The 21,697-nt window shown below is 67.3% G+C and carries 14 protein-coding genes and 2 pseudogenes; 3 read left to right on the top strand and 13 right to left on the bottom strand.

Features of this window, described 5'->3' with window-relative positions; translation table 11 throughout:
- Window positions 1-75: 75 nt before the first annotated feature.
- The 6 genes from OTER_RS18545 to OTER_RS24420 all read right to left on the bottom strand — a co-directional run bounded on the left by OTER_RS18545 (window position 76) and on the right by OTER_RS24420 (window position 6,466).
- Window positions 76-1,356 carry a glycosyltransferase family 61 protein gene (locus OTER_RS18545; protein WP_158305481.1) on the bottom strand — a complete coding sequence of 427 codons (1,281 nt, stop codon included), beginning with the start codon at window positions 1,354-1,356 and terminating at the stop codon, window positions 76-78.
- Between the two features lie 109 nt (window positions 1,357-1,465).
- On the bottom strand, window positions 1,466-1,900 hold the full coding sequence (locus OTER_RS18540) for an arsenate reductase ArsC (protein ID WP_012376477.1): 435 nt from the start codon (window positions 1,898-1,900) through the stop codon (window positions 1,466-1,468).
- Between the two features lie 124 nt (window positions 1,901-2,024).
- The gene (gene arsB, locus OTER_RS18535) at window positions 2,025-3,107 is read right to left on the bottom strand and encodes an ACR3 family arsenite efflux transporter (RefSeq protein WP_012376476.1); all 1,083 of its coding nucleotides are present in this window, start codon (window positions 3,105-3,107) and stop codon (window positions 2,025-2,027) included.
- A gap of 24 nt (window positions 3,108-3,131) precedes the next feature.
- The gene (locus OTER_RS18530) at window positions 3,132-3,509 is read right to left on the bottom strand and encodes a metalloregulator ArsR/SmtB family transcription factor (RefSeq protein WP_012376475.1); all 378 of its coding nucleotides are present in this window, start codon (window positions 3,507-3,509) and stop codon (window positions 3,132-3,134) included.
- Window positions 3,510-3,746: 237 nt separating this feature from the next.
- Window positions 3,747-5,807, bottom strand: a complete 2,061-nt coding sequence (locus OTER_RS18525; RefSeq protein ID WP_012376474.1) for a TonB-dependent copper receptor — start codon at window positions 5,805-5,807, stop codon at window positions 3,747-3,749.
- A gap of 230 nt (window positions 5,808-6,037) precedes the next feature.
- Window positions 6,038-6,466, bottom strand: a complete 429-nt coding sequence (locus OTER_RS24420; protein WP_148218176.1) for a hypothetical protein — start codon at window positions 6,464-6,466, stop codon at window positions 6,038-6,040.
- Window positions 6,467-6,582: 116 nt separating this feature from the next.
- Between OTER_RS24420 and OTER_RS26950 the strand changes: the two are divergent.
- Window positions 6,583-6,918, top strand: a pseudogene (locus OTER_RS26950) (S16 family serine protease); the annotation flags it as partial.
- 135 nt (window positions 6,919-7,053) lie between these two features.
- Here the strand turns inward: OTER_RS26950 and OTER_RS18515 are convergent.
- From OTER_RS18515 to leuB, 4 genes and pseudogenes are all read right to left on the bottom strand, one after another.
- Complete coding sequence (locus tag OTER_RS18515) at window positions 7,054-8,541, bottom strand: nicotinate phosphoribosyltransferase (RefSeq protein ID WP_012376472.1); 1,488 nt, start codon at window positions 8,539-8,541, stop codon at window positions 7,054-7,056.
- Between the two features lie 128 nt (window positions 8,542-8,669).
- Window positions 8,670-10,697, bottom strand: coding sequence for an amylo-alpha-1,6-glucosidase (locus OTER_RS18510; RefSeq protein ID WP_012376471.1), 2,028 nt, complete (start codon window positions 10,695-10,697; stop codon window positions 8,670-8,672).
- The gene (treZ, locus tag OTER_RS18505) at window positions 10,684-12,663 is read right to left on the bottom strand and encodes a malto-oligosyltrehalose trehalohydrolase (protein ID WP_012376470.1); all 1,980 of its coding nucleotides are present in this window, start codon (window positions 12,661-12,663) and stop codon (window positions 10,684-10,686) included. The genes OTER_RS18510 and treZ overlap by 14 nt, the downstream gene beginning before the upstream one ends.
- Before the next feature lie 439 nt (window positions 12,664-13,102).
- Window positions 13,103-14,201, bottom strand: a pseudogene (gene leuB, locus OTER_RS18500) (3-isopropylmalate dehydrogenase).
- Between the two features lie 768 nt (window positions 14,202-14,969).
- On the opposite strand from leuB, the gene OTER_RS18495 reads away from it, so the two are divergent.
- Together OTER_RS18495 and OTER_RS18490 are read left to right on the top strand one after the other, a co-directional pair.
- Complete coding sequence (locus OTER_RS18495; RefSeq protein WP_012376468.1) at window positions 14,970-16,325, top strand: endo-1,4-beta-xylanase; 1,356 nt, start codon at window positions 14,970-14,972, stop codon at window positions 16,323-16,325.
- Between the two features lie 136 nt (window positions 16,326-16,461).
- Window positions 16,462-16,761 (top strand): hypothetical protein, encoded by a 300-nt coding sequence (locus tag OTER_RS18490; protein WP_012376467.1) that lies wholly within the window; start codon window positions 16,462-16,464, stop codon window positions 16,759-16,761.
- 14 nt (window positions 16,762-16,775) lie between these two features.
- On the opposite strand, the gene OTER_RS18485 is transcribed toward OTER_RS18490, so the two are convergent.
- The 3 genes from OTER_RS18485 to OTER_RS18475 all read right to left on the bottom strand — a co-directional run bounded on the left by OTER_RS18485 (window position 16,776) and on the right by OTER_RS18475 (window position 21,397).
- Window positions 16,776-19,151 (bottom strand): S41 family peptidase, encoded by a 2,376-nt coding sequence (locus tag OTER_RS18485; RefSeq protein WP_012376466.1) that lies wholly within the window; start codon window positions 19,149-19,151, stop codon window positions 16,776-16,778.
- Between the two features lie 321 nt (window positions 19,152-19,472).
- Entirely contained in the window at window positions 19,473-20,543 is a 1,071-nt protein-coding gene (locus OTER_RS18480) for a uroporphyrinogen decarboxylase family protein (protein WP_012376465.1), read from the bottom strand.
- Window positions 20,544-20,764: 221 nt separating this feature from the next.
- Window positions 20,765-21,397, bottom strand: coding sequence for a cobalamin B12-binding domain-containing protein (locus OTER_RS18475; protein ID WP_012376464.1), 633 nt, complete (start codon window positions 21,395-21,397; stop codon window positions 20,765-20,767).
- Window positions 21,398-21,697: the final 300 nt, after the last annotated feature.

The raw sequence follows: 21,697 nt of genomic DNA, 5'->3' as shown, positions 1-21,697 counted from the left end.
CGAGTCCATCCGGCCGAGCCTTGTTGTAGCAGATCGACGGACCCGCGGGCATCCGGTGCTCCGAGAATCGCCCGATCAGGCTGCTCCCGATGCCGACATCGGGGAACTGTTCCCGCGGGAGTCGATGCCGCGGGGCACCACCACAGCGGGCTCGGCGAGCAATGCGCGCAGGCCAGCTTCGAAATCCGCGGGAGCGATCGTGAAGTCTGCGCCCGATTGGGGAAAGTGACGGTTGAACCGGTGACGCCGTGACGGCCCGACCACGGCGCCATACGGCATGTCGGCGCTGGCGCAGAGCGTGTAGTAATAAAACGCGTTGTGGTGATGCGCGCTGTCGCTCGGCAGAAGCTCCAGCACGCGGGTGCCCGGACGGCAGAAAACCAGGTTCGTGAGGGCGGCACCGTGCACGCCGACGACGTAGGCCGCTTCGGCGAGCCGTTCGCGAAGGTGGGGTGTAGTGCCGGGATCGACCGACTCAAACCCCTGTCCGCTCAACAGCGGTTCGAGTTCGGCTGCGTTCAGGAGACTGCGCCGGCCGTGACGCGGAAAATAAAGCCGGCGGTCGCGGCGGCCCATCTCGGGCGCCGGGAACAGTTCGCGGTAGAATTCAACCACCCACGGCGGTGCGCCCGCGATGGTGCCGGGAAACGACGGTTGAACGAGCACATCGCAGGCAAACTGCTGGCGTCGGCCCATCCGGATGATCTTCGCGGCGGGCACGCCGATGGCGCGCTCGATCGCGGTGGTGGTGGGCGTGCGCAAACGCGGAAGCACCACGTGATCGAAGTCGGCCCACGTGAAGCCGGCCTGCTGCACGAGGGCGGCGCGCGCGATCGCATCCATCATGTAGTGGTAGAAGTTCACCGTTGCTTCGCTGCTGCAGAGATTAAGGGTGCGGCCGCGCAGTCGCTGCGGCGGGTGCAAGCGGATGATGTGATCGACGCGCGAGCGGGGATGCCGCCCCCAGGGGCAGAACTCCGTGAGCAGCGTGTCGCCATCGCCCACCGCCCAGCCGTGTTCGTCAACGATCCGGCCGCCGGGAATCAGCGCAACGCCGACGGCGGCCCACATCGCGACGAACGGCCGCAGGAAGGTGGTGCGCGGATCGTTGCAGTGAAACGGGGGCGGATGGCTCCGCGGTCGCGCAGGGAACACCTCGCGCCATTCGGCCGGTGCGTGTTGCCGGTAGTGGGCCAGGGTGGCGGTGCGCCGGGGCGGCCCGAAGGTTTGCGACGTGCCTGGCAGCAACCGCAGCACGTCGCGAGGGATCACGCTCCAGAAAAGGGTGAGGGCGTGAAGGCGCAGCGCGTTGAAGCGATTGCGCAACCGGGAAAGAGTGTGAGCGCCTGCAGCCATGAAGGGAGCGGACGAGAGCCGCATACGGACCGCTCCGCTCCCGCAAGTTCCCCCCTACCGGCCGGCCGGCCGGCTAACCCATTGCGGGGGAAGTCAACGCAGCCAAACATTACCCGCGTGGAGCTTCGCGCAGCCCGGCGGCGTAGGCGCGGAACACGCGCGCGATCTCGTCGCGCACGCGCCGGAACTCGGCGAGGATTTCCGCTGCGGTGCCGCTGGCGTGCGCGGGATCGTCGAAACCCCAGTGGTGACGGTTTACCTGGCCGGGAAACATCGGGCACGCCGCGTCGGCATGACCGCAGACGGTGATCACGGTTGTGACCTGCCGGTGGAGAAAATCGTTCATGTGTTTCGACGTGTGGGCGGAGATGTCGATGCCGATCTCGCGCAGGACCTGGATCGCGTTTGGATGCACGTACCCGGCGGGCCTGGAGCCGGCGCTGTGCACCTCGACGAGATCACCGGCGGCGGCGCGGAGAATCCCCTCGGCCATGTGGCTGCGGCACGAGTTGCCGGTGCAGAGGATAAGAACGACAGGTTTCATGGGTGGGGGACGGAAGGGTAGGGCGGGCATTCCGCTGCCCGCCGGGAAGTCCTTTGACGTTCGCGGCGCTCACGGCATGAGCGCCCTGCCGCGATGAGCTGCTGATCGAGCTGCACGAGCGGTTCTACAACGCAGCCGGCAACGACCGCTGATACCAGTCGCGCGAGCGATTGCAGACGCGACAGACGGACAACATCACGGGCACCTCGACGAGAACGCCGACGATCGTGGCGAGCGCGGCGCCGGACGTGGGACCGAACAGCGTGATGGCGACCGCCACGGCGAGTTCGAAGAAGTTGCTGGCGCCAATCAGCGCGCCGGGCGAAGCGACGTTGTGCGGCACGCGGAACGCGCGCATCAGCAGGTAGGCGAGGCCGGAATTGAAGTAGACCTGGATCAAGATCGGCACCGCGATCAGCGCGACCGCGAGCCAGTTGGTGAGCAGGTTTTCCGCCTGAAAGGCGAAGATCAGCACGAGGGTCGCGAGCAGCGCGAGGATCGTGACGGGCTTGAACACCGGGAGAAACGTGCCGCTGAACCAGACCGCGCCGCGGAGGCGGATCAGCAGCGTCCGGCTCAGCCAGCCGGCGGCGAGCGGAATCACGATGAAGACGACGACCGAGGTGACCAACACGCCCTTCGGCACGACCACGCCGCTGACGCCGACGAGGAACATCACGATGGGCGCGAACGCGACGAGCATGATAAGATCGTTGATCGCCACCTGTGCGAGCGTGTAGGCCGAGTCGCCTTCGGTGAGATAACTCCAGACGAAGACCATCGCAGTGCACGGTGCCGCGGCGAGGATGATCAACCCGGCGGTGTAATCCTTCGCCGCGTCCGGCGTGATGAGCCCGAGCGTGTCGCTGAACAGCAGGCGGAGGAACAGCCAGCCGAGCAGCGCCATGCTGAACGGTTTGATGAGCCAGTTGACGACGAGCGTGATGACGAGCCCTTTCGGACGCTGCACCACGCCGGCGAGCCCGCCGAAGTCGATCTTCAGCATCATCGGGTAGATCATCAGCCAGATCAGCACGGCAATCGGGATGTTGACGTGCGAGTCGCGGCCGAATTCCCAACGGCTGAGGGTCCCGGTGAGGTTGGGCAGCAGTTTCCCGATCGTCACGCCCACGACCATGCAGCCGAGAACCCAGAGCGAGAGGTAGCGTTCGAAGAAATCGAGTCGTTTCGGGGCGAGGGTGCTCATGGAAAATCGTGGTGCCGCGCGTGCTCAGCGCAGGGCGGCGGCCTGCGGACGGCGGACGCAGTCCGGCGTGCCGGCGTCGAAGCGCGCGCGAAGTTTCTTCAACCGGAGCGCGTCGTCCCGGAACACGCGCTCCTCCCGAGCGCAGTCCTGCAGGCAGGCGAGGTTGGCGGCGAGTTGAGGTGAACGCGTGGCTGGCAACCGGTAGATCATGCGGTTCGCGCAACGCTCGGCTTCGACGAGCCGGTTGCGGCGCAGGTAGGCCAGATGCTTGGAGATCTTCACCTGCGGCTCGCGCAACACCTCCTGGAAATGGCAGACGCACAACGGTCCGTCCAACAGCAGGTGCAGGAGGCGCAGTCGCGTCCGGTCGCACAGGCAGTCGTAGATGGCCAGCAAGTCCACAAACTCATGTATGCCTGCGCGGGCATATACGCCAAGCGGAAATTTGTGACGTTTGGGTGACGCGAGGCCGGGCGTCGTTGCGCGGGTGCCGCGATCGTAAGCGGTCGAGCCATGAGGACGCGGGCCCCGGGCCGCGTCGTTCATTTCCATCGTTGCGCGTTTGCCGCGACGAGGGCGTCGCGGCTCCATGTCGCCGGGTTCAGTGGGTCCAGCTACATCAACGTCGTGGGAGCGTCGCTAAAAGCTGACCTGCAGCTTCGCCCAAAAGGTTCGCCCGGGTTCATTGATCCGCAGCGTGGGGGGCGGGAAGCCGGCGACCATCGCGCCGCCGCGGCTGAGATGCTCGGCGTAGGTTTTGTCGGTGAGATTGTCGACGCCCGCGGTGAGCTGCGCGTGCTCGTGCAGCTTCCAGCCGGCGTTGATCGAGAACACGGTGAATCCCGCCGTCGGTCCAAGATCCTGCCCGACGATGTTACCCTGGTTGCGGGCGAACCGGTCCTGCGCGTCGACCCAGCGGGCGAGCGTGCCCAGCGACCAGCGCGGCGTCGAATAGCTGAGGCCCAGCCGCGTCTCGAGCGGCGGCTGCTGCGCGAGGGGCCGGTCGTCGGTGCGGTTCCGTCCGTAGACGCCGGCGATCGACGCGTCCGCACGCCAGCCGCCGAGGGTGTACGAAACGCTCGCCTCGCCGCCGCGGGTCACGGCGTCGACATTGCGGGTGATCGTTGCCATCCGGGTGGCGCCCATCGCGGCGGGCTTCGCCACGTTGCTTTGAATCAGGATGTAGTCGTCGATCCGGCTGGCAAACAGCGCGAGCGAGGCGGTGAGGCTGCCGGCGCGATGCGTGACGCCCACATCGAGCTGCGTCGTGTGTTCCGGCGCGGCGCGAAATGCGCTCACGCTGCCGGCGCTCTCCTTGCTGACCAGTTCCCAGTAGTCGGGAAATCGTTCGGCGTGTCCGACACCGACATAGGCGGTGGTCATGGCGCGAAGATCATGTTCGTAGCGCAGGAAACCGCTCGTCAGCGACGCGTCGCGGTGCAGTTGCGCCGTCGGATTCGGCATCGTGCCCATGCCGACTGCCACCGCGGTGCGCTCATCGTGCGCGCGCCAGGAGTCGAGCCGGCCGCCGGCAACGAGCCGATCGGCCGGCGTGAGCAGGTGCGTCACCTCGGCGAAAAGCCCGGTCACGTCGAAGCTCGCATCGCGCATCCGGCGTTTGGTCGCGAAAGGATCGGTCGGGTCGTCGCGCGTCGAGCGGAGCCTATGCCGGTTTTCCTGGTAATCGAGACCAGTCACGACGCGCGTGTCGACGCCGAGCGCGAGCGTCGCTGCGGCGCGGCCGCCGATCGTGAACCGGTCCGGGTTGGAGACGGCGCGGCCCGGCATCATCGCCGTGGGGGTGAAACGCCGCAGCGAGAAATTGTCCATCACGTGGTCCACCGCGTTCACGAACGCGCTCGCTTCGAGCAGCACGAGCCAGGGGGAAATCTCGCTGCGCCGCACGCGAAGGCCCAGGTTGCGGCGATCGAAGCTCGTGCCATCCATCGCGCGGTCGGCGTAGGCCGCCTCGCCGTCGCTCACGACCCCGGAGAGCTCCACGGTTGTTTGCGCATCCGGCGTCCAGCCTGCCGCGAGGTGCGTGCTCCAGCGTTCGTAGTGCGACGGCACGGCGCGCCCAGAACCATCGCGGTAGTCGTCCGCCGTCGTGCGCGTGGCCGCGGCCTGGACATAGCCGAGTGGCGCTCCGGCGCGCACGTCGACGAATTGGTCGTTGCGCGCGAAGGAGCCGAACGTCAGCGCGCCGGTGAGCGTCGCGCCGGGCTCCGGGTAGCGGACCGGCGTGCGCTCGAAAAGCACGACGCCGGCGGAGTTGCCGGGACCGTAGAGCACGGTCTGCGGGCCCTTGAGCACGGTGATCTTGTCGTAAGCGGACGGGAAAACATACGCAGTCGGCGGATCCATGCGGTTGCCGCAGCCACCGAGGATGGTTTCGCCGTCGAGCAGGATCCCGAGTCGCGAGCCGGCCATCCCACGAAAGACCGGATCGCCATCGGTCCCGGCTTTGCGGATTTGGACAAACCCGGGCACGCTGCGGAGCGCCTCGGCGCCGTCGTGGGCCGGGATGGGTTGCGCAGGAGCTTTGGGATCCACGAAGACGACGAGCGGATGTTCGCTGGGCGAGGCGGTGACGACGACCCGCGCCAGCGCGACGACGTCGTCGGCACGGGAGCGTGGCGCGGCGAGGCCGCAAAGGGTCGCCAGCGCGAGTTGAGAAAGGGAACGAGAGGAAAGGTGCATGAAAAGAAGAGGAGAGCCGGGTGGGTGAACGACCGCGCGAGAGGACGCGCGAACAAAGGCGCTGGCGGAAGCACGAAGGCCGGCGGGCAGCCGAGGAGGCTGCGCGGCCGAGCGCGTGGCGTGTTGGACGCAGCGTGCTATGCTAGCTTCGAGACGTGGCGGGCGCAGCACGCTGCGCCGCCAGCGGGCAACCCGACGACAAGTCGGTCACCCGCATCCTGCCAATCGCGTCAGGCGAGCTTGATGCCCCGCCGCGGCGGCGGCACCGGAGGACGCACCGTCCGCGACTCTGCGCGAGTCGGTGCAGCGTCCAGCCAGCAGAGCACGGTCGGCGCGGTGATCACCACCACCGACGCATCGAGCAACAGCAACGGAGCCTTTTCTGTGAGTGTGGGCGGTACGGCGGAATTCTCGCGCTCCGCGTGTTTCGCGGCCTGCACGACGTGACAGACCTCGCACATGCCCTCGGGCGAAAATGTCCGCGCCAACGCCGCCGTGGACGACTGCGTGCGTGCGTTCTCGATCCACATCCTGCCCCAGGCCGCGACCTGCACGACATCCCAATGCGCGCCCGTGGCGATGAACCAGCTGCACAGCAGCAGGAACACTCGCCAGTGGGGCGCGCCGGCCTTGGGGGTGGTGTGGGAACCAGGGGGCACGGCGGCAGTGTAGGAGAGCAACAGGATGAACGCATTGACGAAGATCAAGTTCCAGACGCAGTTCTCGCGCGCGGCGAAACGGTGACGCGTCCCGCTGCGGCCATCCGGGGAAGGGCGGGCTGCAGCTCACCGGACACATTGGCGAGGTGATGAAGGAGCGCGCGCAGGCCGCGTTCAGTTTGGTGAAGCCGCGCGGCCGAGGTGAAGGACCCGATCGAGTTTGTGCTCGCGTCGACCGTCGACGAGGTGCTCTCGGCCGCGCTGCAGGCGCCGGTGCACGTGTGAGGCCGTTGGTCGATGGTTGTAGCCGGATGGCAAACGCGCTGCCGCGACGAGGGCGTCGCGGCTCCACTTCGCGCAAATCCGAAACTCAGTCATGGCCACGAGAGGCAGAGAAGGCACAAAAGCCTGGGCCATATTTTGTGCTTCGTGTGCCTCTTGTGGCCATTTGAGGCTTGATTGCCCCGGAGCTGTTCGGGGCTCTTTTCGGCCATCCATGTAGCCGGGGGCAATGACCCCGGCCGGGCTCAGCGAGCCCGGCTACAACGCAGCGCGATCAGCCTGCGGGGACGGCGGGCTCCACTTGGTTAGCCGCGCGCGGAGGTTCTCGCCTGTCGCATCAGTTGCGCGCGCCGTTCGTGCAGCCCGAGCTCGAGGCCCGCGGGGTATTCGTGCGGGTTGAGTAGCCGCGTGTGACCGGGATGCAGCATCGCAAGCTGCGCGCGCGTGCGCTCGCGGCTCGCCGTCAGCGGCGGCGGCGCGTAGACCCGTCGGCCGCGGCGGTAAATCGGCACGAGCAGATCCTCGGCGACGGCCTCGGCCGGAATCGTTTTGTGCCGGAGCTCGTTGGCAGGATCGACCAGCACGCGCGGCGCGTCAGCCGCGGGCGGGGACGCTTCGTCGTAGATCATGTCGCCGGCCCACACCCCCGCTTGGCGAAAACGGCGAACGTTAAGCACGCCGGGGATGGATATCTTTGCCGGCTGTTCGGAGAGTTTCAGCTTGTGCTCCCATGGTGCGTCCGCCGAGCGGCGGAGCGCGCTGAGCTTGTAGACACCGCCGAGGGCCGGCTGATCGCCGCCGGTGACGAGCCGCGTGCCGACACCCCAGACGGAGATTGCGGCGCCCTGCTGCTTCAGGCTCGCAATGACGTGCTCGTCGAGATCGTTGGAGGCCACGATCACCGCGCGCGGGAAGCCGGCCTCGTCCAGGATTCGCCGCGCCTCGACGCTGAGGTACGCGAGATCGCCGGAGTCGAGCCGGATGCCCGCGAGTTCGTGGCCTTGCTCCCGGAGCCAGCGGCCGATCTCCACGGCCTCGTGCACGCCGCGCAGCGAATCGAAGGTATCCACGAGCAGGAGGCAGTTGCCCGGCATCGCCTCCGCATACGCGCGAAACGCGCTGGGCTCATCGGGAAACGCCAGGACCCAGGAGTGGGCGTGCGTGCCTTTCACCGGGATGCCGAAAAGTTTTCCCGCGAGTACGTTCGAGGTGGAATCGCAGCCGCCGATGAACGCCGCGCGCGTGGCCGCGATCCCGCCGTCCACGCCTTGCGCCCGCCGCAGCCCGAACTCGATCACGGGATCGGCGCCGGCCACGAGACAGATCCGCGCGGCTTTCGTGGCGATGAGCGTTTGGAAGTTCAGCGTGTTGAGCAGGAAGGTCTCCAGCATCTGCGCCTGCGCGAGCGGGCCGACGACCCGCAGCAGCGGCTCGTGCGGAAACACTGCGGTGCCCTCGGGCACGGCGTCGACGTCACAGGCAAAACGCATCGCCGCGAGGTAGTCGAGAAACGCCCGGGCAAACAGCGGTTCGCCGCGGTCGTCGCGCAGCGAATCGAGATACGCCAGATCGTCGCCGGTGAACTGGAATTGTTCGATGAGCTGCATCGCATCGGCGAGTCCGGCCGCCACGGTGTAGCTGCCGTGGAACGGCGCGGTGCGGAAGCTCACCTGAAACACCGCCTCGTGGTCGACGAGTCCGTTCTTCCAATACCCGTAGGCCATCGTGAGTTCGTAGAGATCCGTCAGCAGCGCGGACGAGCTGCAGAGCCGGGGGGAAGTGGAGGAGTGCATGCGTGAATCGGCGGGCGGCGACTGCGAGCCTCCGGTCAGTAAAACCCGGCCAAGGTTCCTCACAACGCACAATCGCGCCATCCACCCGGCGGCGGTCGCCCGGCGGTACGTGCCGGCGCGACGGTACTCTATTCCTGGCTGGTGAGCACCAGACAGCGCAGCACCTCGGCCACGCTCCACGCTTGCGCGATGCAACCGCGATCGGTGAACGGCGGCTCCGCGTCGAACACCTCGCTGATCGAGCCGACGCAGCCGTGATCGAGATGCGCGGAGAAGCCGTCGAGCAGCCGGCGCGCGTCGGCGCGTTTCTGCGGATGTACCTTCAACCACGCGTCGATGAACGGCCCGATCAACCACGCCCAGACAGTGCCCTGGTGGTAAGCGGCATCGCGCGCGCGAAGATCGCCCGTGTAACTCGGTTTGTAATCCTTGTGTCGCGGACTGAGCGACCGCAACCCGACCGGCGTCAGCAACTCACGCTCGGCGACGTCGACCACGGCGGCCCAGTGTTCCTGGGCGAGGATGGGATGCGGCAGCGAAATCGCGAAGAGCTGGTTCGGACGGATCGCCGGATCGTCGCCCTGCTCGCCGTCGACGACATCAAAGAGACAGTGGTTCGCGGCATTCCAGAAACGTTGGTTGAACGAGGTGGCGGCGCGCGTCGCATGTTCGCCGAGCACCGCGGCCGGCTCGCCGTAACCTTCCTCGCGCAACCAGCCCGCGAGCAACTGCAGCGCGTTGAACCAGAGCGCATTGATCTCGACCGCCTTGCCGCGCCGCGGCGTCACGACCCAGTCGCCGACCTTGGCGTCCATCCACGTGAGCTGGTAGCCGGCTTCGCCCTGCGCGAGCAGGCCGTCGCGCGGATCGACGTGAATGCCGAAACGCGTGCCCCGCAGGTGGTGGTCGACGATGTCGCGCAGCACCGGCAGCAGCGCGCGCAGCGTCTCGCGGTCCTGCGTGACGGCGACGTAGCGATCGAGCGCGTGGAAGAACCACAGCGTTGCGTCCGCGGTGTGGTAGAGGCCTTCGTTCTGACCCTCGGGAAACAGGTTCGGAATCAAGCCGTCGCGCACGTAGTTCGCGAACGAGCGGAGGATCCAGGCCGCCTCCTGGGTGCGTCCCGTCGCGAGGGTGAGCCCCTCGAGCGAGATCATCGTGTCGCGCCCCCAGTCGGTGAACCAATGATAACCGGCGATCACGCTGCGCAACTCGTCGCCCATCGCCCGCGCGCGGGCGGCGTCCTTGATCCGGCCGATGGGGAAAATCACGAACTGATCCGCGGCGAGTACCAGTGCGCCGCCGAACGCCTCGCGGGCCGCCGGATGGGCAATGCGCAGCAATCGTTGGCGCCGCTCGAGCTCGGTGGCATGGGCCGTTTCGGGATCGAGGGCTTCGATCGTGCGCCATTCGTCGGTCGAGGCGACCAGCGTCACGGGCGTGTTGAGCGGCAGCGCGACGGAGAAAAAGCCCGGCGACCAGAGCGAGCCGCGCGATTCGTAGCCGCGGGCGGCGTCGTGTCCGTAGTGCACGTCGAAGGTCGCGCCGCCGTCGTAGGCGAAGCGCACATCGGCGGCGCGCAGCAGCAGCCGCAAGGGCGGATACTGCTCGTGCGAGTCGATTTCGTAGCGCGAGCCTTGCAGCCGCAGCTCGTAGCCGGTCGCGAGTGGCGTGCTCACCGCCGCTTCGAACGGACGGAAGTGCACCGCCGGACGCAAGCGCAGCCGCAGGTCAGCTGGGCCGGCGCGCAGCGTGTAGCTGACGTGAACCGCGTTCTGGAGATTCGCCATCAGGAGCCGTTTCTCCACCACCACCTCGCCGGCCTCGTAGCGCCAGACCGGCACGTGATGATCGAGCTGAAACTCCACCAGCGGATTGCGCGCGAGATCCTCCTCCTCCGCCACGGCGCCGAGGTCGCCCAGCCGCAGCAACCGGCCGTCGGGAAATTCCATCGCATCGGCGAGGTGGTTGAGCATCACCGTGCGGCCGAGCGGCGCGGGCAATGCCGACACGAGCAGCCCGTGATAGCGCCACGTGACCGCGCCGGACAGGGTACCGGAAGCGAATCCGCCGAGGCCGTTAGTAACGAGCCACTGGTCGTGCAGCAGCCGCCGGCGCGCGGTGGCGTCGGCGGCGCGGAAATCAATCGTGCGCATCGGAAGCGGAGATTGAGAAATCGCGCGGCGCGCCCGGTTGCAACAGGACCGCCGTGCAGCCTGGGATGGTCCAACCGTCGCCGGACTCCAGCGGCGGCGTGCCGTTGCCGTCGTAAAGCGGAGCCTCGCTGGACCAGAGCACGTCCCAGCCGTGGCCCTCGGTCGGAGCCAGCAGTGGCTCGGCGGTGGTGAACCGGAGTTCGCGACCGAGGTTGACGATCAGCAGCCGGTCGGCCCCCCGCGCCGAGAAACAACGGTAGACGAACGCGTCGCGATCGAGCACGGCGGCGTCGAAATCATCCGGCGCGGCGAGCGTGGCATCTTCGCGGCGCAGCCGGAGCAGGTCCGCGTGCAACCGGTAGCTGGCGGCGTGGCGTTCGCGCTCGGCCCAATCGAGCTTCGCACGCAGGAACGTTTCGCGCTCGGCGGGCTCGGCGAGCAGCGAGTGGCACTCGCTGCTCGCGATCGTCGGAAACTGCCCGAGGAATTGGCGCCGGCCTTCACTCACCCGCCGGCGCAGCTCGGGGGAGTGATCGGCGAAATAGAGAAACGGGGCCGAGGCGCCGAACTCCTGCCCTTGAAACAGCAGCGGCGTCTGCGGTCCGAGCAGCAGCACCGCCGTCAGCGCACGCGTCACGCCCGGGCTGGCGAGCTGGTGCAGCCGCTCGCCGCGCAGCGAATTGGCGACCTGGTCGTGATTCTGCAGAAACACCACGAACTGCTCCGGCGCGAGATCCAGCGCAGGTGAGCCGCGGCACTTTTGCTGGCGTCGGCACCATTGTCCCTGAAACAGGAAGCCGCGCTTGAGCGCGCCGACAAACTCGCGTGCGGTGCCCTGGTAATCGGAGTAGTAGGCCTCGGCGTGACCGGTCGCGGCGACCCGCGCGGTGTGGTGAAAGTCGTCATTCCAGATCGCATCCATCCCGCAGCCGCCCGACTCGACCGGCCGGACGAGCCAGGCATGCTGCGGCTCGTTTTCTGCCACCAGATAGGTGATACGGCCGCCGCCGGCCGTGCGCGCGGCGGCTGCGAGCTCGGTGAGGAAGTGGGGTGTGGAGCGGTCGAAGATCTGCTGCGTGGCGTCGAGCCGCAGCCCATCGAAGTGAAATTCCTGGATCCAGGTGCGCGCATTGGTGAGGAAGAATTCGCGCACGGGCCCGGAGTTCGGGCCATCGAAGTTGATCGACTCGCCCCATTCGGTCGGGCGCGTGCGGCTAAGATAGTCGGCGGCGAACTGGGTCAGGTAGTTGCCGTCGGGGCCGAGGTGATTGTAGACGACGTCGAGAATCACCATGAGCCCAAGCTCGTGCGCGCGGTTCACAAAAGCACGCGCGTCGTCCGGCGTGCCATAGAGCCGCGTCGGCGCGAACAGATCGACGCCGTCGTAACCCCAGCCGAACGCGCCGGCGAACTCGGCGATCGGCATCACTTCGAGCGTGGTGATTCCGAGCTGGCGCAGCGCGGACAGCTGTTCCGCGGCGGCGCGCCACGTGCCCTCGGGCGTGAACGTGCCGAGGTGCAATTCGTAGATCACCAGCCCGCGCGAGCTGCGACCGCGCCAGCCGTGATCGGTCCAGCGAAAGGCGTCGGGATCGACAATCTCGGATGCGCCGTGGGGGCCGTCCGGTTGAAACCGCGAGGCGGGATCCGGAAAGGCGCCGGCGTCGAGGTGGATCCGGTAGCGCATGCCAGCGCGGGCGGTGGGCGCGAGCCCGGAGAAGTAGCCGCTCGATTCGGCCGTCAGCGGCACGCGCTCCGGTGCGCCGGTGGCGCGCTCGAGCTCGACGGCGGCGCTGCGGCTCTTCGGCGCCCACACGCGAAAATGCACGCCGCCGGCTGGCTGCACCTCGGCGCCGATCGGAAACCGGCGCCGAACTTCCGCGCCGGCGGGATCCACTTGCCCATGGGCGGGGCGAGCTGGGGCGGAGGCGCGCGACGAGGGCGCGGCGCTGCGTTTGGAAGGCATGCTCGACACGGGTGAGGCGCGGCGCGTCGGCCCGCGCCGAACTGGCTAGACACAGGGGGACCGGGCCGGTTCTCAGCGCGCTGCGAACGGGGAAGCGGCGGTCGCGCTTGCGGGAGTTTTCCCGATGCGGCGCGTTGTGAGCCGGTGAGCAGGCCGGCGCGGCTGCGATTCGGGTGCCCGATCGTAGCGGCAGGCCTCCGCGCCTGCCGACGGTGCAGCGTTGGCGTTCGCTCGGCAGGCAGAGACGCCTGCCGCTATGGGCGTGCGAGGCGAACCAGCGGCTTGGGGGCCAGCCGCTCCACCTGATGCAGAGTTGAGGTGAAGCGCGTTGCCTTCAACGCGCTGGGCGGCGTAGCGGAAGTCGGGAGGCTTTCGTGCCTGTGCGACGAATGCGCCGCGAACGGGCAGACGAAACGCTGACGCGTTCCGCTCGGGCCGACTACAGATTCGCGATGATCGCGTCGGCCATCGCCTTCGTTCCGACGGCCGGCCGGCCGAAAGCGATGTCGCCGGTGCGCGTGCCGGAGGTGACCGTCTTTTTCACGGCGGCCTCGATGCGCGTGGCGATTTCGCCGAGTCCGAAACTATAACGAAGCATCAACGCGGCGGAAAGGATCTGCGCGCAGGGATTCGCGATCCCCTTGCCGGCGATGTCGGGCGCGGTGCCGCCCGCCGGCTCGTACAGCCCGAACGGCAATCCGAGCGAGTTCTTGCCGGTGCCGAGCGAGGCCGACGACAGCATGCCGAGCGAACCGCAGATCACCGCCATCTCGTCGGAGAGGATGTCGCCGAACATGTTTTCCGTGACGAATACGTCGAACTGGTTCGGGTTGCGCGCGAGCTGCATCGCGGCGTTGTCGACATACATGTGGGACAGTTCGAGGTCCGGCGCGTTTTTGGCGATATAGTCGATCACGGTCTTGCGCCAGAGCACGGACGTCTCGAGGACGTTGGCCTTGTCGATCGAGCAGAGCTTTTTCTTGCGCGCGCGCGCGGTGGTCACGGCGGTGGCGAGGATGCGTTCGATCTCGCTCTTGCGATAGACCATCGTGTCCATCGCCTGCACGTCGCCGTCGGCGAGCGTCGTGGTTTCCTTTTTCCCAAAATAGATGCCGCCGGTGAGCTCGCGGATGCAGACGATGTCGATGCCGTCGGGGATGCGTTCGGTCTTGAGCGGGGAGGCGTCGGTCAGTTCACGGTAGAGCAGGCCGGGCCGGATGTTGGCGAAGAGCGTGAAGTGCTTGCGCAGCGGGAGCAGCGAGGCGCGCTCGGGCTGCTGCGCGGGCGGGAGTTTTTCCCATTTCGGGCCGCCGACCGAGCCAAAGAGGATGGCGTCGGACTGCTCGCAGACCTTCAGCGTGGAGGCGGGGAGCGCCTGGCCGTGACGGTCGATGCCGGCGCCGCCGACGTCGGCCTGCTGGTAGCTCAGCGTGAGCTTTTCCTGGCGGGCGACGTGTTCGAGCACGCGCAGCGCCTCAGACATGACCTCGGGGCCAAATGTAATCACCTGCCAGGACGGCGAACTTGAGCGACGGCATAGAGGGTCAGGTTGGCAAGCGCCGGCGTGGCGTGGCAAGGGGGTTTTAGCGGTGTTGGGAGGGCGGCCGCCCTCGGCCGCTTTCCCGTGGCACGGGCAGCTTGCTGCCGTAGCGTTCGGCGAAGGCTGGGTCTCGCTCGTCATTCATTGGCGCTTCCGATCCCGATTCGATCACGATCACCTCGAGCGGGCGTGGCCGCGACCGAAGGGGACCGAAGAACCACGAAACACACCAAAGACATAAAACAAGGGCGGGTCACAAAAGGACGCCGAAGGCACAGGAGCTCCGAACCCGAACTCCAGACCGCGACCGGAGCGAGCAGCCCACGGAACACACGGAGCACACGGAAGACATTTCTCCCGCGAATCACGCGGATGGCCACGGATCCGATCCGTCGCAGATGGAGCGCGTAGCGCCCGCGTTGGATCCACTGGAGCCCGATCTGGTATCGCCGCAAAACCAAGAACGTTGAACTCGGACGCGAAACGGCGAGCCGTAGGCCTGAGCTCGCCGCAGGGCGTAGCAAACTGCCCACGGAACACCCCGGATCACACGGCAGCTGGGCTCGGAGTTGATTCGCATTCGGTCACGATGAGCCGGGGTAAACTCGTCGTGGCTGCAGGATGCAGATTCCGGTCCTTGCGGGCGGTGCTCAGCCAACACCGGAATGCGGGCAGGATGCCCGCGCTCTCCGGCCGGAGCATTCCCATCCTCGCTGCGGCATAGAGATCGACGGCGGAGCGGCAGTGGAGTAGTAAACAAGCAGCCATGAAAACCTTGCTGCGTGTTCTTCTTTTAGGGTTCAGCTGGCTCGGCGCGGTCGCGGGGGCGGCGCGCGCCGATTCCGATGCGGTGGAGGCGCTGCTGGCGCGTGCCAACCAAAACATCGAGCAACAGCGGAAGGGAGATATCCAAATCCGCGTGACAGACGCCGCCGGCCGGCCGCAGGCCGGAGTCACGGTGACGGTGGACCAGCGCACGCATCATTTCCGGTTCGGCTCGATCGCGTTCGAGTTGCTGCCGGCGAACCACTTCACGCCGGAGCAGGAGGCGGTGTTCAAGCAGCGGTTCACGCAGCTCTTCAATCTGGCGATTCTGCCGTTCTACTGGGACGGCTACGAACCGGTGCCGGGACGCCCGGGCTGGGAGCGGATGCTCGAGGTGGCGACTTGGTGCAAGGCCCACGGCATCACGCCGAAGGGGCACCCGCTGGCGTGGACGCACGTGGCGGGCACGCCGGCCTGGCTGTCCGAGCTGCCGCCGGATTGCAGCCGGTCGCTGCTGCAAGCGCGCGTGGTCGAAAATGTGAAAGGCTTTGCGGGGACGATCGACCTGTGGGACGTCGCGAACGAAGCGGCCAACACGGTGGTATGGGACGCAGCGATGAAAATGCCGGAGCGGATCGAGGGGGAGCGCTACCCGGCGGCGGGGCCGTCCATTGCGGAAGTCGCCGACTGGATCGAGCCCTGCTACCGCTGGGCTCACGCCGCGAACCCGGACGCGACGTTGCTCCTGAACGATTTTGGCCAGATCGCGTGGCCGCCGGTCCGCGAGCGATTCTTCGCGTTGGTCAAGGAACTGCAGCGACGCGGCACGCCGCTGCACGGCATCGGGCTGCAGGCCCACGAGCCGCGCACCGAATGGTTTCATCCGCAGAAGGTCTGGGACACGCTGGAGCGTTGTCGCGAGCTCGGGCTGCCGATTCATTTCACGGAGTTTCATCCGCACTCGCTCGGCGCGCCGATTTCCGGCGGCTACAAGGAAGGCGTCTGGTCGGAGGAGAATCAGGCTGAGTTCGCCCGGATCATGTATACGCTCGGGTTCGGCCACCCATCGGTGGTCTCGTTCACGTGGTGGGATTTCACCGAGAACGATTCCTACATCAAAGGCAGCGCGCTGCTACGAAAAGATCTGACGCCGAAGCCCGCCTACGAAGTCCTGGATCAGCTGATCAATCACGCGTGGAAAACGCACGCCACGCTCAAGACTGATGCGGACGGTCGGATTGCGCTGCGGGGGTTTTATGGCGAGTACCAGGTGCGGCCGGAGGCAGGCGCGACAGGGCCGGTCACGTTCCAGCACGTTCCCGGAGCGGCCAGCGAGTGGACGGTGCGGCTGCAATGATGGGTCGCGTGCCAGGCTGCCACTGATGGAAGCAAGCAGCCGTTTGCACGGCCGTCGCGACTAAGCGCAGCCACCTCGAGACGGGGATCGATTCCGGTCTCGCCGGCTCGGGGCTGACTCGCTAGCTTAAACGATCATGAAGCTGCTCAGCGGATTGTTTCGACCGAAGGGCATCTCGACGGGCGAATACGAAAAAACGGCGGCAGCCATCGAGGCATTTGCCGCGGGCACGGGGCGCATGTGGGATTGGGACGAATTCATCTCAATTCGAAAGCACGACGCGTATCTCGAAGACGTCCGGCTGAAGTGCATTGCGATTCCCGATCAGTTCCCGCCGCCGGGCCCGGAGGCGTATTGTAGCGCCGAGGGGATCGCCGCACTTCGGGAACTGGCCAGCGCTGTGCGAGACCGGATGAGCGAACGCGGCAGCCAGTAACGGAGCCGCGGCGGCTAGCGGGGCGTCACGTCGACGCCGTCTTGCTCGAGCCGGGCGCAGAGCGTTTGGGCAGTGCGCGGACGGTTGTGCGAGTCCGTGCCGGCTTCGAGCGAGAGGACAAATTCTCCGCCCACCTCGACGGGGCGATGGTTGAGCTGTTCGAGATTGCCGCCCGCGATTTGGAGGCGATCGACGCGCCCGAGGAGGAGCGTCGGAAGCGCTTCCTCGGACGCGTGCAGATCGCCGAACACGACCGGCCCGGTGAACTCGACGCCGGGCGCGATCAGGCCGACGTGGCCGCGCACGCCGGAAAAGATCGCGTTGCCCATGCGCACGCCACCAAACCGCCCGTTCGAGCTGAGAATCGCGACGCTCGCGAGATCGGCCCAGCCGTCATAGCTGACGTCGTCGCGAAACAGCGACGGGTTCAGCGCCGTGCGGCGGCCGACGCTGAACACACCCAGGTGCGTCGTTTCGTCGGCGCCGGCGATCACGATTCGCGCGTGGCCTTTGCGGTAGCGGATGTCGGGCTGCTGGTAATTGCGCGGTGGTGCGGCCTCCGATGCCGCGTCGAGCGTCAGCGTCAACGTGCCGGCGCCGGCAAATTCCACCTGCACGATGTCGTCCTGCAAATCGACGAATGAGACTCGCGTGATCTGGTCCGGGTCGGCGGTGACGACGATCGACGTATCTTCGAGCAGCACCTGATCGTAGACATTGCCGTTTGGATGAACGATGTCGGGCCCGATCTCGGCGCCGCCCTCAGCTTTGGCCTGGGCGAGCAATCCCAGAATGGCCGGATGCGTGTAACGAGCCTGGCCCTCCGCGGTGACGAACGCGCTGTAGATGCCGGCATGCGAGCGCGCGACGCGATCGATCACCAGTTCAGCTGCGTCGCCGTTCACCAACGTAGCGCCGTTGAGCTCCCACGCGTGCAGCGCCGCGGGGATCGTCTGCAGCGAGAAATGGGCCTCGGCCCCGGCGGCGGCGGAGAGGCTCGCCGGCTGTCGGGTGATGGCCGTGGCTGCGGCGCCGCGACGCAGCAGGCGTTGTGCGACAGCCTTCACGGGATCGTTGCCGCTGATCCAGTCCTGCGCGGTCGGCGTGACTGGCAGGTCGGGCATGATCCCGCGGCCAGGGGTGAGTCCGCTCACCGCGGTCGTGAAGGTATTCGTCGAGTAGCTGAACCGCAGCTGCGTGTAGACGAGCGTGACGGATTGGTTGGCTGCGGTGCAGGCGAACGAGCCACCGGTCTCCTCGCCGATGAACCGGCCGATGCGGTGGTAGCTCAGCAGCGACGAGAAATGGCCGGTGGTGGAGAAACAGCCGCCGTCGATCAGCACGGCCAGCGAGCCGGTGAATGCGTTGGCCGCGGGCGCGAGCGGAACGCGGAGATCGGTGTAGAACGGAGAGGTGCTCGCGAAGTAGGAGCGGGCGCGGTCGATCAGCCGCTGGAAGAGATAGGAGCCGCAATACGGATCGCCGCCGCCGTTGCCGCGCAGATCGAGGATGACGTTCTGGATCCGGCGGGCCGCAACCTCGTTGAAGAAATTGTCGATGAAGGCGAAGAACCGCGTGTGGCCGGCGGCGTCGTAGTAGTTGAAGGTGCGCACGAAGAGCACCGCGTGATCGCTGGCGAATTCCGACGAGCCGAGGTCGTCGGCGCCCGCCGGCTCGGGATCGCGCAGCGCGTTCCAGTCGGTTTCGCTGACGCCGTTGAGTGTGACGCTGTGGGACAGGCGCGTTTGCGGATCGAGGTAGGTGATCGAAAACTCCGACGACGTGTCGACGAGGAGATGATAGAGCTGGGCGAACTGACGATTGAGCGAGTGGAGCTTGCGGGTGAGGTTGGCGCCGTCGGCCGTGAGCCCGTCCAGGAGCTGCTGCACGACCGCGGTTGCGGTGTGGCTGTTGATCGCGGTGATTTCCGCGCCGACGGGGACGGCTAAGCCGGGGAGGGCGCGGATGACCAGCAGCCGGCCGTCGATGCTCTTCGCGGCGAGCGGCAGGAGCCGGCGCTGCGCGTGCAGCGTGGTGTCGGTACTGCTGGAGAGCGAAAGCGCGGTGTGGCCGCAGTTGAGCCGGCGCACGACGCCGGCGAGCAGCCGGTAGAACTCGAGCTCGTTCATGCCTTCGCGGAGGTGCGCGCGTTCATCCACCAGCGCCTGCTGGACCGCGGCGCGATCGGCGTAGAGTTGCGGATGTTGCGTCTCGATGAGCCGCTGGACCTGGTCGAAATCACGCTGCAGGTCGGCGAGCGCGAAGGCGCGAAACTGTACGGTTTCCGGGCCGAGGGCGGCGAGCGGCGGCGCGAGCATCGCGACGCCCAGCGTGACCGCAGCGAGCGACCGAAAAGAAAAAACGCGGGACAGGAGGACGCGGGGCGACATCGGGTGATCAGGCGCTGAGCGGATCAACCCCGTGGCGGCGGGTTGCCCTTCGGACGCTCGGCGCGAACGGGGAGCTAAAAAGGTTGGGCCCGCCCGCCGGGCGGGCCGGATGGCCGAGCCAACAGCGAGGAAGTGGCGGCGGGCCCAGCGGTACCGCCTTATCCAAAGCGGTGCCACTGCTATCAGTATGGCTCGCTAGAGGCACGGAGCGGGCCGGGGTCGGCGACCCCGGCTACAAGAATGCGACGAGGGCGTCGCGTCTCCACCGATCGGCTGCGCGGCTCCCGACCAGTGGGCGCAGCAAGCCTGCGCCCCTGCTGCTCAAGCGGCCGGCTCGGGAATCCGGAGCAGGTGTGCGACCTTCGCGCGGATCGCGTCATCGCAGCCGTCGACGTGCAGCGTGTCGCACTCCGTCCCCAGGATGAACGGATGCCCAACCTGGCGCATCCGCGCGAGCAGTTCACCCGCCTGTGCGCCGACTTTTTCGAGCGGCATCACGCTGTCGGAATAGAACTGTTTCGAGGGCAGGTTGCCGTAGAGCACGATGTCCTTCGGCACGCGGGCGGCGTCCTCCCACAGTCGGCGCGAACTGCCGAGCGAGAGCAGCGCGGGTCGCAGCGAACAGAAACCGTCGAGCATCGCGTCGACGAGTTCGCCGCAGCAGTGGAAGAGTAGGTCCGCCTCGCGCGCGACGAGTTGCGCGGCGATGGCGCGATTGGGCGCGAGCGCGAACCGGTCGAAGACGTTGCTGCCGCCGGCGATTTGTTTCGGCGAGAAGAAGACCTTGTTGGCGGCGGGTTCGGCGATGAAGATCGCGCGGGCGCCGGCGTCGAGCTGCTGCCGGATCGCGTGCCGGACGGTCGCAAGCGCGAGCCGCAGCGCGGTTTCGAGGAGTCCGACCTCCGGCTCGTCGGCCGCGGTGGCGCCGTCGCCGGCCAGGTACACGGGCGTGATCGGGTCGGCGAGCAGCTTGGTGGCGAGCGAGAACGGGCCGATGCTCATGCCCACCGGCAGCAAGGTGGTTTGTCCGGTGATGTAGCGGAGCGCGCCGAGATTCGCGGCGACGCGCGGCGACGGCCGGCTGCTGGCGAGGGCGGATTCGAAACGAGCCACGGCTTCCGCGGAGGGCGCCTCCGTGAAGTGGAAGCTATCCGAGTCTGCGGCGGGGACGTCGAAGAACGAAAGCAACGTGGCTTTCTCGAGCTTCAGGTCCATCAGCGGAAACGCGAGCGGCGTCTGGAACTCCGCCGCCGCTTCCGCGATCACCCGGCCGAGTCGCTCGCCGTCGGTCAGGATCGCCTCGTGATCGGCGTGCCGGCGAAGCACGAGGTCGACGCCGATCGGAAGGCGGTGACGTTGCGCGGCGAGAGCGAGGTAAGTGGAGCGGGCCATGGAGAGACGAGAAGCGTGGAAGCGGAGTGAAAACGAAGCGCGTTGGGGGCAACGCGCTCGACCTCGGAGGCGTTAGCGGCGAGCGAAACGTAAGCGGGAGTGATGAGGTGCGGGCGGTGAAAGGCGGCACACGTGGCACGGGCATCCTGCCCGTGGACAGCACGTCGTGTGGGCAATCGGGAAGTCCGGCGACGACACGGGCAAGATGCCCGTGCCACCGGTCAGGCGCCGATGAGCTTGAGCGCGACCTCGACGGCGGCGCTGGCGTCGGCCGAGTAGCCGTCGGCGCCGATTTCGTTGGCGAACTGCTGCGTCACGGGCGCGCCGCCGACCATGATCTTGACGGGCGGGCAGCCGCTGGCGCGGATGACGCGAACGGTTTCGACCATCGCGGGCATCGTGGTCGTGAGCAGCGTGGAGAGACCGACGACCTGCGGCTGGTGCTGCTGGATGGCGGCGACGAATTTCGCGGGGGAGACGTTTACGCCGAGGTCGACGACGCGGAAGTTGGCACCCTTCCACATGATCGCGACGAGGTTTTTGCCGATGTCGTGGAGGTCGCCGTGCACGGAGCCGATCACGGCGGTGTATTTCGGCTGCACGCCGGCGGCGAGGAGCTTGGGCTCGAGGATCGCGAGCGACTCTTTCATCGCGCGTGCCGACATCAGCATTTCCGGGACGAATATTTGGTTGTCGCGGAACCGGTCGCCGACGATGGCCATCGCGGGGACCAGCGCCTGGTCGACGACGGCGCCGGGCTGCGCGCCCTCGGTGAGGGCTTGTTGCGTGAGCGCCTTGGCGTCCTTGCTTTTGCCGGCGACGACGGCTTGCGAGAGCTGTTCGAAGGTAGTCATGAGAGTTGGGGCGAAGAGGGGACGGAGTTCGGGGTTTGGAGTTCTGAGTTCGGAGTAGGAAATCGGAGATCGGAGGTGAAAGCGTAGCGGGAAACGTCGGCGCTGGCTTGGATTCCGGTGCGGAGTTTTGGGATTTTGGTGCGAAGGTGGGCGCGCGGGAGCGCAAGCCGCTTGTAGCCGGCCTCGCTGAGGCCGGGCCGGGGTCAGCCTGCCCTCCGTAGCTTCAGCGAAGGAGGGCGACCCCGGCTGCAACGCGCGCCCACCACATCTCAGAGGCGACGAGGGCGTCGCGTCCCCAGA

It is taken from the genome of Opitutus terrae PB90-1, assembly GCF_000019965.1.
GTDB classification, from domain to species: domain Bacteria; phylum Verrucomicrobiota; class Verrucomicrobiia; order Opitutales; family Opitutaceae; genus Opitutus; species Opitutus terrae.
Note: the sequence above shows the minus strand (reverse complement) of the source record. Positions and strands in the feature narration are given on the sequence as shown.